This window comes from Roseibium sp. MMSF_3544 (assembly GCF_030732845.1).
Lineage (GTDB): Bacteria > Pseudomonadota > Alphaproteobacteria > Rhizobiales > Stappiaceae > Roseibium.
On the sequence record NZ_JASHKA010000004.1, the window covers coordinates 355,544 to 372,073 of the forward strand.

At 56.4% G+C, this 16,530-nt stretch carries 12 protein-coding genes; 8 read left to right on the plus strand and 4 right to left on the minus strand.

Going from position 1 to position 16,530, the window contains the following annotated elements; all coding sequences use genetic code 11:
* Nucleotides 1-367 precede the first annotated feature (367 nt).
* Together RBB47_RS08425 and RBB47_RS08430 are read left to right on the plus strand one after the other, a co-directional pair.
* Nucleotides 368-2,740: a bifunctional diguanylate cyclase/phosphodiesterase gene (locus RBB47_RS08425; RefSeq protein ID WP_305985325.1), complete on the plus strand. Its 2,373-nt coding sequence runs from the start codon at nt 368-370 to the stop codon at nt 2,738-2,740.
* Nucleotides 2,741-2,797: 57 nt separating this feature from the next.
* Nucleotides 2,798-3,580, plus strand: coding sequence for an ABC transporter substrate-binding protein (locus RBB47_RS08430; RefSeq protein ID WP_305985326.1), 783 nt, complete (start codon nt 2,798-2,800; stop codon nt 3,578-3,580).
* Between the two features lie 22 nt (nt 3,581-3,602).
* On the opposite strand, the gene RBB47_RS08435 is transcribed toward RBB47_RS08430, so the two are convergent.
* Nucleotides 3,603-4,514, minus strand: coding sequence for a LysR family transcriptional regulator (locus RBB47_RS08435; protein WP_305985327.1), 912 nt, complete (start codon nt 4,512-4,514; stop codon nt 3,603-3,605).
* 96 nt (nt 4,515-4,610) lie between these two features.
* Between RBB47_RS08435 and RBB47_RS08440 the strand changes: the two genes are divergently transcribed.
* On the plus strand, nt 4,611-5,870 hold the full coding sequence (locus tag RBB47_RS08440) for a Xaa-Pro peptidase family protein (RefSeq protein ID WP_305985328.1): 1,260 nt from the start codon (nt 4,611-4,613) through the stop codon (nt 5,868-5,870).
* Here RBB47_RS08440 and RBB47_RS08445 read toward each other — a convergent pair.
* Both RBB47_RS08445 and RBB47_RS08450 read right to left on the minus strand, forming a co-directional pair.
* The gene (locus RBB47_RS08445; protein ID WP_305985400.1) at nt 5,867-6,460 is read right to left on the minus strand and encodes a hypothetical protein; all 594 of its coding nucleotides are present in this window, start codon (nt 6,458-6,460) and stop codon (nt 5,867-5,869) included. The genes RBB47_RS08440 and RBB47_RS08445 overlap by 4 nt on opposite strands.
* 78 nt (nt 6,461-6,538) lie before the next feature.
* A complete protein-coding gene (locus RBB47_RS08450; RefSeq protein ID WP_305985329.1) occupies nt 6,539-7,939 on the minus strand; it encodes a selenium-binding protein SBP56-related protein in 1,401 nt (466 codons plus the stop codon).
* Nucleotides 7,940-8,358: 419 nt separating this feature from the next.
* Here RBB47_RS08450 and yghU point away from each other — a divergent pair, with 419 nt between their 5' ends.
* The gene (gene yghU / locus RBB47_RS08455; RefSeq protein ID WP_305985330.1) at nt 8,359-9,231 is read left to right on the plus strand and encodes a glutathione-dependent disulfide-bond oxidoreductase; all 873 of its coding nucleotides are present in this window, start codon (nt 8,359-8,361) and stop codon (nt 9,229-9,231) included.
* Nucleotides 9,232-9,336: 105 nt separating this feature from the next.
* Here the strand turns inward: yghU and RBB47_RS08460 are convergent, their stop codons facing one another.
* Entirely contained in the window at nt 9,337-9,975 is a 639-nt protein-coding gene (locus tag RBB47_RS08460) for an isochorismatase family protein (protein ID WP_305985331.1), read from the minus strand.
* A gap of 523 nt (nt 9,976-10,498) precedes the next feature.
* On the opposite strand from RBB47_RS08460, the gene RBB47_RS08465 reads away from it, so the two are divergent.
* From RBB47_RS08465 to RBB47_RS08480, 4 genes are all read left to right on the plus strand, one after another.
* Nucleotides 10,499-12,082 (plus strand): Re/Si-specific NAD(P)(+) transhydrogenase subunit alpha, encoded by a 1,584-nt coding sequence (locus RBB47_RS08465; RefSeq protein WP_305985332.1) that lies wholly within the window; start codon nt 10,499-10,501, stop codon nt 12,080-12,082.
* Nucleotides 12,083-12,094: 12 nt separating this feature from the next.
* Nucleotides 12,095-13,528: an NAD(P)(+) transhydrogenase (Re/Si-specific) subunit beta gene (locus RBB47_RS08470; protein WP_305985333.1), complete on the plus strand. Its 1,434-nt coding sequence runs from the start codon at nt 12,095-12,097 to the stop codon at nt 13,526-13,528.
* 235 nt (nt 13,529-13,763) lie between these two features.
* Nucleotides 13,764-15,506, plus strand: a complete 1,743-nt coding sequence (locus RBB47_RS08475; RefSeq protein ID WP_305985334.1) for a calcium-binding protein — start codon at nt 13,764-13,766, stop codon at nt 15,504-15,506.
* 359 nt (nt 15,507-15,865) lie between these two features.
* Nucleotides 15,866-16,465, plus strand: a complete 600-nt coding sequence (locus RBB47_RS08480) for an RNA polymerase sigma factor (protein ID WP_305985335.1) — start codon at nt 15,866-15,868, stop codon at nt 16,463-16,465.
* Nucleotides 16,466-16,530: the final 65 nt, after the last annotated feature.

A 16,530-nucleotide genomic window follows, 5' to 3' on the forward strand; every position in this document is an offset into this window, starting at 1 on the left:
GATCCGCCTTCGTTTCTCAAAGCAGTCCTTCCGTGTTGAAGCGCTGAATGCTGCTCATTCAGGTGATCATCAAAGCCGGACAAGGAGCACATCCTTGACTGTGATCTAAACCAATATAACTGGCGGATTTGAAATTGATCTCAGCGTCTTCACGTTTAGGCGGCGCTTCAAGGGCGTATTAACGCAGCGAATCAAGCTATATCTACAAGTGTTTCTCTTCGAATAATAAAAGTTGTAGCTACGATAAGTTAAACAATCTCCAGTAGCTTGGCTCGCATGGGAAGCAGTATGTGGATCGCAACCGGGGTAATTTTACTCCATGCTGAGGCTTGTTAAGACATCAACGCAGAGGAAGTTCCTCGCAATTATGTTTGCGGCGCTGATCGCCGTGAACGGCCCTTTGCTGATCACGTTTTTTATCGTCACCAAGAACACGCTCGAGCGCGAAATGATCGCGAAAAAACGGGTCCTGCTCGATGCGAACAGCAAGGCGCTCAGCAAGGTCCTGTGGGATTTCGACTACGAAAACCTCAGAAAATGGGCCGGTGCCATCGCGAATGACCGCGATATCTTCACCATTGAAATCCTGGACGACAACGGCAAAAGCCTCGCTCTCATTTCCAAGAGCGACGATAGAAACTTGCCCAACAGCGAAGAAACGCTGTTTTCAAAGGAAATCACGCACACAGTCGACGGTACGGAACACGTCGTCGGCACGCTGCGCATCCGGTTCATATCCGACCGCATAAGCAACGCCGCCATGCGTGAGGTCGGAAAGTCGGCGATCCTGTTTATCGTGTCGACAATTTCGGTTCTTGTCGCCGCCCTGCTCGCCAACCGGTTCATGATTTCAAGGCCCCTGTCGCGCCTGAATGCGGCGATCGAGGCGACGCAACGATCGGGCATCCGCAAAAGGGTCGACTGGACCTCTTCCGACGAACTTGGCCGCGTCACAAGTGCCTTCAACGACATGCAGGAAAGCCTTGACCAGGACGAAGCGAAGCTGATCAAGGCGAACAAACGGCTTGCCTTTCTCTACAACAACACACCGGTGATGCTCTATTCGATCGATCGCGAGGACCGCATCATAAAAGTGTCCGACTACTGGCTCCATGCGACCGGGTATTTTCGCAAGGACGTCATCGGGCGCAAATTCAGCGAATTCATCCAGTGCGATTTCCAGGACGATTACCTGACCAACCGCGCCATGCTTTCCAATGGCAAGAATGAAACCCTGGAATTCACGTCCGTTTTCCAAAAGGCAGATGGAACGCGGCTCGATGTGCTGATTACCGAAGCCAAGGATTTTGATGACAGCTCGAGCGGACGGCGATCGCTTTCCGTCATGACCGACATCAGCAAGCTGAAAGCCGCCGAGGCCGAAATTCTCCGCCAGGCCCGAACCGACTTCCTGACCGGGTTGCTGAACCGGGAGGGGTTCGCTGACCGATTGAATGCCGCGATCGAAAGTGCTGACGATTCAGCCGACATTGCCGTGCTGTTTTTTGATCTGGACCGCTTCAAATGGGTCAACGACAACCTCGGTCACTTCGCAGGTGACCGCGTTTTGCAATCTGTCACGCGTGAAATCGGACACTTGCTTGAGGAAGACGACTGTTTCGGCCGCTTCGGCGGCGACGAGTTCGCCATCATGCTGAACTGTGAGTCAGCCAAGAAACGCGCGGTGGAACTCGCCACGAAAATCAATCGTACCTTGAACCGGCCGATCGATCTCGGCGGGCGGACGCTTCAGACTTCCGCAAGCGTCGGCATTTCGTTTTATCCGGAGAACGCCTCCAGCGCCGAGGAACTGCTCAAGGCCTCCGACGTTGCGATGTACCGGCAGAAAAACAGCGGCAGGAACGGTTTTTGCGTCTTCAACGAACAATTCGGGCGGGAGGCAGCCCAGCAGCTCGAAGTTAAGGAGAACATATCCGAAGCGCTGGAGAACGGGTGGTTCAAACTGCATTTCCAGCCCATTGTCGACCTGAAAAGCAGGTCTACGATCGGATTTGAGGGACTGCTTCGGCTGGACCATCCCGAAAAGGGTGTCCTCCCACCGCTTGAGTACATTCGCGCTGCCGAACAAACCGGCGGCATTCTGGAGATCGGGGACCTCGTCCTTGACCTCGGCCTGGAAGCTCTTGAGAGAATGCAGTCGTCAAGCAAGTGGCGTTCGACCTACGTCGCCCTTAATTTCTCGGCCGCTCAATTCCTGCCCGACCTTCCGGTCAAGCTGGCGCAAAAACTGGCTGCACGCGCCGTCGATCCGGAAAGCCTGGTTCTCGAAATCACCGAGACGACCTTAATGCAGAACAGCATGGGGCTCGATGGCCTGATCGAAGATATCAGGGGCCTTGGCTGCAGCTTTGCGCTTGATGATTTCGGAACAGGCTTTTCTTCGCTCAGCTACATGAACCGTTTTCCGGTCGACACCGTCAAGATCGACAGGTCCTTTATAAAGGGCCTGGACGATGCGTCCGGAAGTGAGCGAAACCACAAGACCAGTGCTCTGATTGAAGCCATCGTCGGCCTCTCTCGGAAACTCAACCTGAACGTTATTGCCGAAGGCATCGAGTGCGAGGCACAATTGGATCGCCTGATCGATATCGGCGTTGAAACCGGACAGGGCTTCCTGTTCGGCAAGGCACAGCCTCTTGATGCGTTCCTTGCCTTGCAGCCACAAGATCGGCCTGAAATAGTGCCAGTAACGGATTTGAAACTGAGTAACACCGGGTAAAGTTGGGTCTTCATGAGAAAATGACCCGGATCGACCTAGCTGAATGGGGGTCAACCGATGCGAAATTTGACAAGACGAACCGTCGTCGCCGGACTTGCCGCCTTCACGTCTCTTCCCTTGATCCGGTCATCCCGTGCTGATAGCGAACTTCAGTCGCTCATGGTCATGACTGAGGAATATCCGCCCTTCAATTATGAGGACGGTACCGGCCTGAATGGCATCAGCGTTGAGATCATCGAAGAAATCTTCAAACGAACGAATTCGGGACACAGCCGCGAGGACATCGCCTTGCTGCCCTGGGCGCGCGGATACAATCTCACGCTTCAACGGCCCGGACATGCGCTCTTTTCAACAACGCGAACCCAGGACCGCGAAGACCTGTTCAAATGGGTGGGCCCGTTCGTTCCGACCGTGATCGGCCTGATCGCGAAAAAGAGCAAGAACCTGCAAATCAAGACTGTTCATGATCTGGCCAACATCCGGATCGGTGTCGTCAAGGATGATGTCGGGCAACTCTTGTTGCGCGCACAGGGTGTTCCGGACGACCGCATCGAGCCGGTCCTCTCGAACGAACAGAATTTCCGCAAGCTCATGGCAGGCCGCGTCGACGCGATTTCCTACGAAACCAAGGTGACACGCTGGGGACTGCAGCAGCGCGGCGCTGACATTGATGATTATGAAACCGTCTATGAACTTGATCGCGGGGAGCTTTACCTTGCGCTTCACCACGAGACGTCCGATGAAGTCGTCGAGGCGCTGCAGGATGCCTTCAACTCAATGGTTCAAGACGGCACGCACGAAATGATCCTGAAACGCTACGGAATTACCTCCGTCACGTGAACGACGACAAAGCCTGTTCACGTCAGGAACCGCTTGGGTCTGACTGGCTGCGGCTGTTTAAAAGGACATTCTTGAGCCGCTCCGTTTCCTCGCTCGACGGTCGCGATTGCGACGATGCAATGTAGTATCCCTTGCCGGTCGAAAGTGTCCGCGTGTCCATTGCGACAAGCGATCCCGACGCCAATTCGTCCTGTAGCAGGGGAAGCGCTCCAAGGGCGATTCCCTGACCTTTCAACGCCCTGCCGATTGTCTGATTGTAGCTTGCGCAATCAATGATCGGTCTTTCAAGAAACTCGGACCAGCCGGACCTCTGGATCCACACCTGCCAGTCGGTCCAGTTCGGAGCCATTCTCGCGAAATTCAAAAGTGCGGGTGCCTCGCCCTTTCGGGCTGTCTGTGTGGCCTCGATCACGTCTGCTGTTCCGACCGGGACGATCTCTTCTTCAAAGAGGAGATCCGCGTTCCAACCCGGAAACCTGCTTTCGCCGTGCAGAATGACGAGATCGTGCTGCGGGTTGAGCAGATCACCCAGTTCGTCCGCGGTGATCAGGTTGAACAGGCAGGCCTCGTCAGAAAGAGCAAAGTCCCGCAACCTCGGTTGCAGCCAGAACGTTGCAAGCGCCGTGACGGACGCTATGCGCACGACGGGGTGAGACGGAACCTTGATCGTGCGCAGCGCCTGATCAAGGTAATCCAGCGTCATGCCTGTCTTTTCCGCCAGGTATTCCCCGGCATCGGTCGGCACCAGCTTGCGACCCTTTCTTTCAAACAGGTCCAGACCGAGCCAGTCTTCCAGTTGCCGGATGCGTTTGCTCACGGCCGCTTGCGTCACGAAAAGCTCGTCCGCCGCCTCTGTGAAATTCAGGTGCCTTGAGGCGGCCTCGAAAAAGACCAGCGTATCCAGTGGCGGCAATGATTTACGATAGCTTTGCATTCCCTCAGGTTATCAACACGCCTGAGTTTTTCCAGACTTTTCCTAGACAATCACAGTCACCAATATTCCTTTCCGTGGGATTGAGGAGAACACACGATGGCAGAACTCGACTGGCACGCGGACCGGAGTGACCTTGACGGTCTGGCGCAACTGGACCGCTCACCGGACGACGACGGCATCGACCATGTTGCGGTTCGTGCCTATCGGCAATCGCGCGTACGCCAGAAAATGGAGGAATACGGTGTCGACGCGGTCATCCTTTCGGATCCGGTCAACATCCGCTATGCCACCGGCACGCGGAACATGCAGGTTTTTTCCATGCGCAACGCACCGTCGCGCTATCTGCTCCTGACACAGGACCGTTCGATCCTTTTCGAATTCACCGGATGCCTGCACTTGGCCGACGGCTTTGAAACCGTCGATGAAGTTCGGCCTGCGAAGACCGCGAGCTTCGTTGCAGCGGGCCCGATGATCGCCGAACGCGAACGTCTCTGGGGCGCGGAAATGGCCGACCTGATCCACGAACTGACGGGCAACAAGCACGCGACCGTCGGCTTGGAACGGCTGAACGCAGGTTCAAAATTTGCTCTCAAGGACGCCGGTCTCAAGATTGTCGATGCCCAGCAACCGGTTGAAATGGCGCGCGCGATCAAGTCGCCGGAGGAAATGAAATGCGTGATCGCTTCCCTGCGTGCCACCGAGATCGGGGTCGGCAAGTTGCGCGAGGCAATCCGGCCTGGACTGACCGAAGCTGAACTTTGGTCCGTGCTGCACAAGTCCGTCATCGAGCAAAATGGCGACTATGTCGAAACACGTTTGCTCAATGCAGGTGAGCGGACAAATCCCTGGTTTCAAGAAACCTCAGCAAGCGTTATTGGCGCAAACGATCTGATCGCGCTCGATACGGATGTCGTCGGCTGTCACGGCTATTATGCGGATTTCTCACGCACCTTTCATGCCGGCCCGGATCAGCCCAGTGCAGCTCAAAGGGAGCTTTACAAGGTCGCCTACGAACAGGTGCACCACAATATGGATATCCTCTTTCCGGGCATGACCTTTCGCGAATATGCCGACAAGGCGTGGGACATTCCGGAAAAATTCTACGCCAACCGGTACTATCTCTCTGCACACGGTGTCGGCATGACGGGTGAGTATCCCTACCTCTATCACCACGGCGACTTCCCGGACGCCGGCTATGACGGTGTCCTGGAGCCCGGCATGACCCTCTGCGTGGAGAGTTTTATCGGCGCGGACGGCGGCCGCGAGGGGGTGAAGCTTGAGCAGCAGGTCTTGATCACCGCAAACGGGATCGAGCTCTTATCCAAATTCCCGTTTGAGGATGAATTGCTGGCTTAGACAATGTCACTCCCATGCGAAAAAAACAGGGCGAACGCACCAACCAGGATCAGGCTCACCGCCCAAACCCTGTCCAGATTGAACCAGGCCTTTTGCAAAAACGACAAACCGAGCCAGGAATAGACACCAAAGGCCAGCAACCCGCCGGCTACCGCCATGGCAAGCGTATGAACTGCTGCGACCAATAACGCCATGCGGATGTCGGCCGCCATGAGCGTGCCCGCTGCCAAATGACCCGGATCGCTCTGGATCGAGCAAATGCCGAGGTAGATTGGAACAAGCATCAAGCCGGCACCGTGGGCGATCGCGACCAGAAAAGACCAGATCCCGAGTTTGGCCGGAGAGATCCGTGCCAGGAACCTGGGGTGCCGGTTGGTAACAAGCAGATAGATCCCAAGCCCTATAACCAGGAGTGCTGCAAATATGCGGATCTCCCGCTCCAGGCTGACCAGAGCAATCATCGCTGAAAAGGGCAACAGGATCGCAAGCATGGCCAGCATGTGTCCGGCCGCCAGCGACAGCAATGCGCGCGGCAAAGCCTGCGTGCGCTGCTCCATCAGCGCAGCAGACACGGCAAGCGGCCAACCCATGCCGGGATTGAGGCCGTGATAGAGACCGGACCCGATGACGGCCAGCCAAAGGGCCGTCACGCTCGCGCTGTCCAAGATCTAGACCGAGGGATAGCAGAAACTGTCTGTCGAGCAGTCACCGCCTTCGAGCCTGATCTGATGGGAGCGGTAGCCATCTGGAAACTCGACCCAGAAATCCTTGTCCAGCTCCAGGCCACCACCAGCCCCTGCCCTTGCCATAACCATGGCGGCACCTCTTTCTCCCGGATAGAACTGATCGTCCCAGGTCGAATAGAGTGAATTGGTCCAGTAGACCCGCTGCCCGTCACGGCTGATCTCGACCATTTGCGGTCCGTAGCCGAAGTCCTGGCCATTGGGGTGCTTGGTCTTCTTGACGATGCCACCGATTTCAACCTTGCCGGCAAGCTTCGGGTTCATGGGGTCGGAGACATCGTACTGATGCATTTCGCCCGTGCCCCAGCAAGCGACATAAAGAAACTTGTCATCGAGGCTAAGATCGATGTCGGTGACCAGTGGAGGCACGGCCGAAAACCCCTTCAGAAGTTCCGGCAGGTCATCCGGATCAGCGGGCTGCGGATCGATGGTGACCGTTTTCTTGGCTTCAAACGTCCCGTCATCGTTACGCCACCACGTGAAAATCGCCCCTTGAAGATTGGTCGTATCCACGACGACCCCGCAGAAACCATATTGTTTCGCTGGATCGTGCGCGGGTCGAACCTCAAGCGCCATCTGATGGTTTTCGCCAAGATCGATGGTTTGAGTGTTCTTGCGTGCACGCAAGTCCCAGAAATGCAGACTGTGGCCATATTTGTTGGACAAGAGATCTTCGGGAACAAGCCCGTTTTCGAACTGCGGCGGCAGCGCCCATTCAGACGAGACCATGTAGTCGCGCGGCAGGTTCCACCAGAAATCGTAGTGTTTGTCCTGTATACCCCTGTCCATCTCGTAGCGGCCGAGAATTTCGAAGGTCTCGCAATCCATGATGAAAATGCCGGGAGGCCCGTCAGTGCCGTCTTCCCCTCCCCCTCCAAGGGTCGAGACGTAAATTCCTTCCGGTCCGCAGTGGATCGTGTGCGGGCGTGAGTAGCCGGTCTTGGCGAACACCTCTTCCGGTTCGATGATCTTGTGGATCTTCGCCTGCAGGGGTTCCTTGACGTCGACAACGTATATGCGCGAAGACCGGATGCCGGGAATGATCAGATAACGGCGTTCCAGAAAAGCGTGCCCGCTCAAGGGTGACAGCGCAGAGGAGCAGGCGTTCCAACCGAAATGATGGAACTCATCGCCCTTGTTCGGCATCATGACCTTGTGCACGATCTTTCCGTAGTCGGCACTGTCGGGATCGACATTCACAACGGCAAGCCCGTCCGGCTGACTAAAGTCCGGACTTAGCATCAAGGTGAAGGCCAGCTTCTCAACCGGCGCTTCCATTGCCATTTGCGCCGTTGGATAAAAACTCGGATCTGGTCTTAAGTTCATGTCGTCCTCCCTGAATTGCGACATTTACCAAGACGGGACACTTGCCTTTTTTGTTTTTTCGTTCCCGCGAATTCCTTTTCTTGCCAATGCCCCCCGCGTCCCAGCCTTTGAAAGAGCGGATCTTGCCGGGGTTCAAGCTGCTTTGGCGGTTAGAATGCCCGACCAACAGGGACTGGTCGAGAGCAAAAAAAACTACAAACTTTGCCCGAGAGCCAAAAAACATCCAAGAAAACGGCTCTTCTCAGATTCTGATACTTCAAATCGGATCGTGAGGACAAAAAAATATCCAGGGCGTCAGCATGCCCTAGGAAAACATCACGGAACGTCCTATTTAATCGTAACATTGCGATGAGTTCGGTCATACGCACCGGTTCGCTCGTCGCCCGCTGCAATCCAATCCGCACCGGAGAGCTTTCCTGATGAGCGAGACCTTGACCTACACCCCACCGAATGTCTGGACCTGGGAGCAGCCGAATGGCGGCGAGTTTGCCAGCATCAACCGGCCGGTGTCCGGCGCGACGCACGAAAAAGATCTGCCGGTCGGTGATCATCCGCTGCAGCTCTATTCCCTTGCGACCCCGAACGGCGTCAAGGTGACGATCATGCTGGAGGAGCTCCTTGCCCTCGGGCACAAGGAAGCCGAATACAATGCCTGGCTGGTTCGCATTAATGAGGGCGACCAGTTCTCGAGCGGTTTTGTCGGAGCCAACCCCAACTCCAAGATCCCGGCGCTTGTCGACCACAGCACAGAGCCCACCACCAGGGTGTTCGAATCCGGTTCGATCCTTCTTTATCTCGCCGAAAAATTCGACGCCTTCCTGCCGAAGGACCCGGCCGCACGGACCGAAACGCTGAACTGGCTGTTCTGGCAAATGGGCTCAGCACCCTATCTCGGCGGCGGTTTCGGCCATTTCTACAAGTATGCGCCGGAAAAGTTCAAATACCCGATCGACCGCTTCACCATGGAAACCAAACGGCAGTTGGATGTGCTTGAAAAAGCACTGGCTGAACGCCCGTATATTGCCGGAGACGAGTACACGATCGCCGACATGGCAATCTTCCCCTGGTATGGCGGTGTTGTTCTGGGACGTCTTTACGACGCCGCGGAGTTCCTGGCCGTCGACGACTACAAGAACGTCAAGGCCTGGGCCGAGAAGATCGATGCCCGCCCGGCGGTCGTACGCGGCCGCAAGGTCAACAAGGTCTGGGGCGAGGAACACGAACAGTTTCCGGAGCGCCATAGTGCAGACGACCTGGAGCCGAAGCCGGCGGTTGAATCAGCTGCGGAATAATCCCGGCGGCACCCCGCACATGGGCTTTCCTGCCTGTGTGCGGGTGCTTGTCAAACAGGATATTGAGCTTCTGCGCCGGCAACGCTTTCCGGATTTTCCGGAAGATCAGGCGTTCAAAGATGAGAGCCGCGCGGCCAGTTCTTCTGCGGTCATCAGGTCAGCGCACTTTTGTTCCATATCGAACAGATTGGCCTGATGAGGCGCGATTGCGCGGTCGCCAACGCAATCCGAAACGACAATCGTTTTAAAGTTGTTGCTCATTGAATCAACCGCTGTTGCCCGCACACAGCCTGACGTCGTGCAACCCGTGACAATCAACGTATCGATTTGCCTACCGACCAACCAGCCGAGCAAACCGGTTCCGAAAAACGCGGAAGGTTGTGTTTTGCGGACGATATAGTCGCCGGCCTCAGGCGTCAGCTCATCCACGATCTGGCTGGAGTCCGAATGCTCGGTCAATGTGGCCAGTTTTGGTGACTTGAGGCAAAAGACGCCCGTGTCCGAACCGTCTTCCGCATAAACCACACGTGTATAGGCTATGGGCACCTTGGCACCACGCAGGTGTGGCAACAGGTTCGCCGTGTTTTCAATCGCTGCACCGATATTGCCGCCGCCAAACTGCTGCGGATCGGCAAAACCGTTTATGAAGTCGACAAGAACAGCTGCGGGTCTCTGTCCAAACCCACTTTTGCCGCCATATCCCTGACGCTTATAGATCTCCAGATCGTTCGACGCGCTGCTCACGAAACCACCATCAACTCAGAGCCTGGCCTTTCGGCGCATGAGAAAAATATGCGGCCGTGACATCCGGAAAGCAACCACCGCGCGCCTGGACTTGAAATCCGACCGCGACAGTGTTTTTGAGGATCGAAGCACAGAGTGACGAAGCATTGTCCTGCGGCCACAGGTCGCTGCTTTTTTTGCATACGCGTACCCGGTGTTCAAATACGGCAAAATTGATGTTGCTCAGAATAAAATACTAGAGCAGCGCAAATTGTGAGTATTCCGGCTAAGCAATTGGCCTGAGCGAAAGACTCCGATGCTCTTCATTCGCGTTTTTGCAAACTTTCCGATTAACCGCGAGCGGCAGTTATGTGCGGATTTACCCTCCAGATCACCGTCAAACACGACTTGTCATAAGTAAAATTTTCGTCTCTATATGCGGGCAAGCATTCAAAGTCCGGGGCGGCGGCGGCGAATTCCTTTGTCTCTCCCTGCGGGCTCTCTTTCTTTAGGCCACGTCCTGGTCACCATCTTGGAGCGACATATGTCAGAAGCCCTTAAGATAGGCACACCAAAGGAAACGTTCTCCGGAGAGAACAGGGTCGCCATGACCCCGGAATCTGCAAAACAACTGCAAAAACTCGGATACAGCTGCCTCGTTCAAAGCGGCGCCGGCAAGGCTGCCGGATTTTCGGATGAGGATTACAAGGCAGCTGGTGTCGAGATCGTCAAAACCGCGCCCAGTCTCTGGAAGCAGTCCGATATCGTTGCGAAGGTCCGCCAACCCGACGAGAAGGAAATGGGCTACCTGACAGAAGGTAAAACCCTGATTTCGCTCTTCAATCCGGGCGGAAATGAAAAGGGCCTGGAAGAGGCCAAGGAAAAGGGCGCCAACGTCATCGCCATGGAAATGGTGCCGCGGATTTCCCGCGCCCAGAAGATGGACGCTCTGTCGTCCATGGCAAATATCGCCGGCTATCGTGCGGTGATCGAGGCGGGCAACAATTTCGGGCGTTTCTTCACCGGACAGATCACGGCAGCCGGCAAGGTGCCGCCGGCCAAGGTTCTGGTGGTCGGTGCGGGCGTCGCCGGTCTGGCGGCCATCGGAACGTCGACCTCCCTCGGCGCCATCACTTACGCCTTCGACGTGCGCCCCGAAGTTGCTGAACAGGTCGAGTCCATGGGCGCTGAATTCGTCTATCTCGACTTCGAAGAAGAGCAGACCGACGGCGCGGCTACGGGTGGCTATGCAAGTGTTTCGTCGCCGGAGTTCCGTGAAGCGCAGCTTGCAAAGTTCCGGGAGCTTGCTCCCGACATCGACATCGTGATCACGACCGCGCTTATTCCGAACCGTCCGGCGCCCAAGCTGTGGCTGGAAGACATGGTCAAGGCCATGAAACCGGGTTCGGTCATCGTCGACCTTGCGGCAGAACGCGGCGGCAACGTGGAAGGAACGGTCGCCGACAAGAAAGTTGTCACCGACAACGGCGTTACGATCATCGGCTACACGGACTTCCCTTCGCGTATGGCGGCGCAATCGTCAACGCTCTATGCGACAAACATCCGTCACATGATGACGGATCTGACGCCGGAAAAAGACGGTCATCTGGTCCATAATATGGAAGACGACGTCATTCGCGGTGCGACAGTTACCTATGATCACGAAATCACCTTCCCGCCGCCGCCTCCAAAGGTTCAAGCGATCGCGGCGAAATCCAAGGAAAAACCGAAGGAGCTGACGCCGGAAGAAAAACGCGCGCAGGAAATCGAGGCCTTCAAAGCCCAGACCAAACAACAGGTGACCCTGCTTACGGTCGGTGGTCTCCTGATGCTGCTGGTCGGTCTGGTCGCACCGGCAAGTTTCCTTCAGCACTTCATCGTCTTCGTGCTGGCCATTTTCGTTGGCTTCCAGGTGATCTGGAACGTCAGCCACTCGCTGCACACACCCCTGATGGCAATTACGAACGCGATTTCCTCAATCATCATCGTTGGTGCCCTGTTACAGATCGGTTCGGGATCGTACCTGATCATCCTGCTCGCGGGCCTTTCCATCTTCATGGCCGGAATCAACATATTCGGCGGTTTCCTCGTCACACGGCGCATGCTCGCCATGTTCCAGAAGTCCTAAGGAGGCCGACCCATGGAATTCGGTTTTACCACTGCCGTCTATGTGGTTGCGGCGATCCTGTTCATCCTCTCGCTTGGCGGCTTGTCGGGTGAGGAAAGCGCGAAGCGTGCGGTCTATTACGGCATTGTCGGCATGGCGCTCGCCGTTGTAGCAACCCTGATCGGCCCGGGCTCAGGCCTTTGGCTCCTGTCCCTCATCCTCATCGCTGCAGGCGGTGTGATCGGTTACTTCGTTGCCCAGCGCGTCCAGATGACCGAAATGCCGCAGCTTGTGGCGGCCATGCACTCGCTGGTCGGTCTGGCTGCCGTCTTTGTCGGTTTCAATGCCTATATCGAACTCGGCCGCGTCCTGGCCATGGGTGAGGAGGAACGCAAGGCGCTGGAAGGTTTTGCCGCCATCCTTGCGAAGAAGACGAGCGCGGAACAGGTCATCCTGAAAGTCGAAGTCTTCCTCGGTGTGTTCATCGGTGCAGTCACTTTCACAGGCTCTGTCGTCGCCTTCGGCAAGCTGGCCGGAAAGATCACGTCCAAGGCAGAAAAACTGCCCGGCGGACATGCGCTCAATGCCGGCGCTGCGATCCTGTCCTTTATCCTGCTGATCCTGTTCATGAGCGGTGCCGGCATCTGGACCCTCATCCTGATGACGTTGCTGGCCTTCTTCATCGGCTATCACCTGATCATGGGCATTGGCGGCGCGGACATGCCGGTCGTCGTCTCGATGCTGAACAGTTATTCGGGTTGGGCGGCAGCGGCCATCGGTTTCTCGCTCGGCAACGACCTCCTGATCGTTGTTGGCGCGCTCGTCGGCTCGTCCGGTGCGATCCTGTCCTACATCATGTGTAAGGCCATGAACCGCTCGTTTATCTCCGTCATTCTCGGCGGCTTCGGCAACACGGCCGGTCCGGCCATGGAAGTTGAAGGTGAACAGATCGCGATCGATGCGGACGGTGTTGCTGCTGCGCTCGATGATGCGGACAATGTCATTATCGTTCCAGGATACGGCATGGCCGTTGCCCAGGCGCAGCAGTCGGTCAGCGAGTTGACCAAGCGGCTCAGAGCCAAGGGCAAGAATGTCCGCTTTGCGATCCACCCGGTCGCAGGACGCCTCCCCGGCCACATGAACGTTCTGCTCGCAGAAGCGAAAGTTCCCTACGACATCGTCCTGGAGATGGATGAGATCAACGAGGACTTCCCGGAGACCGACGTCGCAATCGTCATCGGCTCCAACGACATCGTCAATCCAGCGGCCCAGGAAGACCCGAACTCGCCGATCGCCGGCATGCCGGTCCTGGAAGTCTGGAAGGCGAAACAGGTGTTCGTGTCCAAACGCGGTCAGGGTACGGGCTACTCCGGCATCGAGAACCCGCTGTTCTACAAGGAGAACACGCGCATGTATTACGGCGATGCCAAGGCCAGCCTCGACAAGCTGCTCACCATGATTGAGTAGAGTTTCAGACAGAGTGCTTTAAAAGCCGCCCGGGAATTTCCGGGCGGTTTTTTTGTGCCTAATCCGAAAAAACGAAACGGCGCAATATTTTTTTTGAACCTTTTCCTGCCGCGTTGGCACCAAGAGGTACCCGTATCAGCGGGAACACCAGCGCGCGACCTTTTACAGTTTCGATCGAAACCGCCGTTACCGGCGGGCGCAGATGGTGTGTGTTTCAACAGACAGGAGATCTGCAATGAGCTTCCTTTATTCCTTTCTCAATTTCTTCCGGCCGCAGCTGATCAACGGCTCAGATCAGGGTGAGCTTCTCTTCGGGGGCTTCGCCTCCGATTTCATTTTCGGTAATGGCGGCAATGACAAGATATTCGGCGGCTTTGGCAATGACTTTCTTTTCGGCGGTCACGGCAATGACAAGATCTTTGGCGGCTTCGGCCACGATCTCATGTTCGGCGGCAAGGGTAATGACAAGATCTCCGGCGGCTTCGGCAATGACTTTGCCTTCGGTGGAATTGGAAATGACAAGATTTCGGGCGGCCACGGCAACGACGACCTGAATGGCGGAGACGGCGAAGACACCCTGCGCGGCGGCAAAGGCGACGATCGCCTCGTCGGCAACAAGGGCAACGACCGGATGTTCGGCGGCGCCGGCGACGATCTTCTGGTCTGGAACAATGGCGACGGATCCGATCTCATGAACGGCGGCCGCGGCTATGATCGCGTCCAGGTGAACTTCGACACCGATCTCGTCAATGACGATCTCCAGAACAAGGATGTCGCCGAGTTCTCTGTAACGCCTTACGGCATCCAGTTCGCGCGGGTTGAACTGAACGACCAGAACATCAACGGTCTGTTCCAGCTCGACATTCGCAAGACCGAGGTTCTGGAGACCAATTTCGGCGGGGGCGACGACACCGCGCAGATCGTTGACACGGTTCTTCAGGAAATCAAACTCGACCTCGATGGTGGCGACGGCATCGACACTCTGGACCTGTCCAGAGCCGCCGAAGCCGTCAATGTCGACCTTGCTGCGGGCACCGTTGAGGATTCCAAGGCGGTCAACTTCGAGAATGTCATTGGCACGGAGTTCGATGACAAGATCGCCGGCGATGATCAGGACAATGTCATTTCCGGACTTGGCGGCGTCGACACGATCTACGGCCGCGGGGGCAACGACATCCTTGTCGCCAACAAGGGCAATGATTTCGTTTTCGGAGAAGACGGTGACGACTTGCTTGTGTGGAACAATGGCGACGGTTCGGACCTGATGGACGGGGGTGCCGACTATGACCGGGTTCAGGTGAACTTCAATACCGACCTCGTCAACGACGATCTGCAGAACAAGGACGTCGCGGAGTTTTCCGTGACCCCGGATGGTGTGCAATTCGCGCGTGTCGAATTGAACGACCAGGCCGTCAACGGCCTGTTCCAACTCGACATCCGTGACACGGAAGCCCTTGAGACCAACTTCGGAGGCGGCGATGACATCGCGCAGATCGTCGACACGGTTCTTGAGGAAATCAAACTCGACCTGGATGGCGGCGACGGCATTGACACCCTGGATCTGTCCAGAGCTTCCGAAGGCGTCAACGTCGATCTGAGTGCCGGTACACTGGGCAACGGCTCCACTGCCGTCAATTTCGAGAATGTCACAGGGACCGACTTCAACGACGTCATCTCGGGTGACGATCAGGACAACGTGATCCAAAGCGGCTCAGGTTTCGACATTCTGTCCGGCGGTGCCGGGGCCGATACGTTCGTTTTCGCGCAGGACGATACGGGGGTCAAAATCATCACCGACTTCGAAGTCGGCGTTGACAGCCTTCTTTTCGTTACCGAAGCCGGCCTGACCGCCGCCGACCTGGTGGATCAGCTGACACAGATCGGCGACGATGTGCAGCTTGATGTCAATGGCAAGCTTCTGACGTTCGAGAACGCATTGGTCGAAGACTTCAGCGCGAACGCCTTCCTTTTTGCCTAGCAGTTGCATTGCCAAGGCTCCTCATGCATCCCGCCGGTCCTTCAGGCCGGCGGGATTTTTCTGCCCCATCGCCGCCTCCCGCTGCACAACAACCGCCTACGGCTCCCAGCCGGGTGCGCCATCGGGAAAGGATTCTCAAACGAGAGCTGTTTGAACGCCAAATTTGTGCATATGAGCAAAGAAGCATCCGTTGGTTGTGACGCCCGTCATAAGTCTTTGCCCCGACAAGCCTTCACCTTGAGAGCAGGTTCTGCGGAAGACCGTGGAACGCCGGATCTTTAAACCACAGGAACCCGTGAGCGCCGGTGCTTTGTGCCGCCGGTGAACGCTCGTTCCATGCTTGAGGCTCGATAGCTTTGATGGGAAACACCGTTTCTTTTGAAAATGACAGCGCGCGCGCTGACCGTCCGGATGATGTTCAGCTTCTGACGGCCGTGACGAATGGCGACGAACGGGCGTTCAAGACAATTCATCAAAGACATTTCGTGAAGCTAGCGTCATTCGCGCACCGATTGACCGGCGACCACGCGGCGGCGGAGGAAGTCGCCAATGACACTTTTCTGGTGATTTGGCGATCGTCCGCAAGCTTTCAAAAGCGGTCGAAGGTATCGACCTGGATGTTCGGTATCGCTTACCGGATCGCGAAGAAAAAGCGGCAGAAACTTGCCCGGCACAAATTGGATCTCGATATCGACACCTGCGCGATCAGCGACACGCGAGACATGGCCGCACGTGCGATCCAAAGGCGCGATATTCTCAAGGCGCTTGAACAATTGAAGCCGGAACTGCGGGCGGTCATAGAGCTCACCTATTTCCAGGGCTACATTTATTCCGAAATTGCCGAAATGCTTGAATGTCCGGTGGGAACAGTCAAAACGCGGATTTTGAGAGCCAGACAGCAACTGAGACATCTTCTCTGCGAAGACCCCGCACAGCCACCCTTGCGTCGCGCAGCCTGATGCAAACTGTCTGGCCCGATTGTGATCTTTCATGGACCGCCCAGGCGCTTCTGCCGGACCGGGAA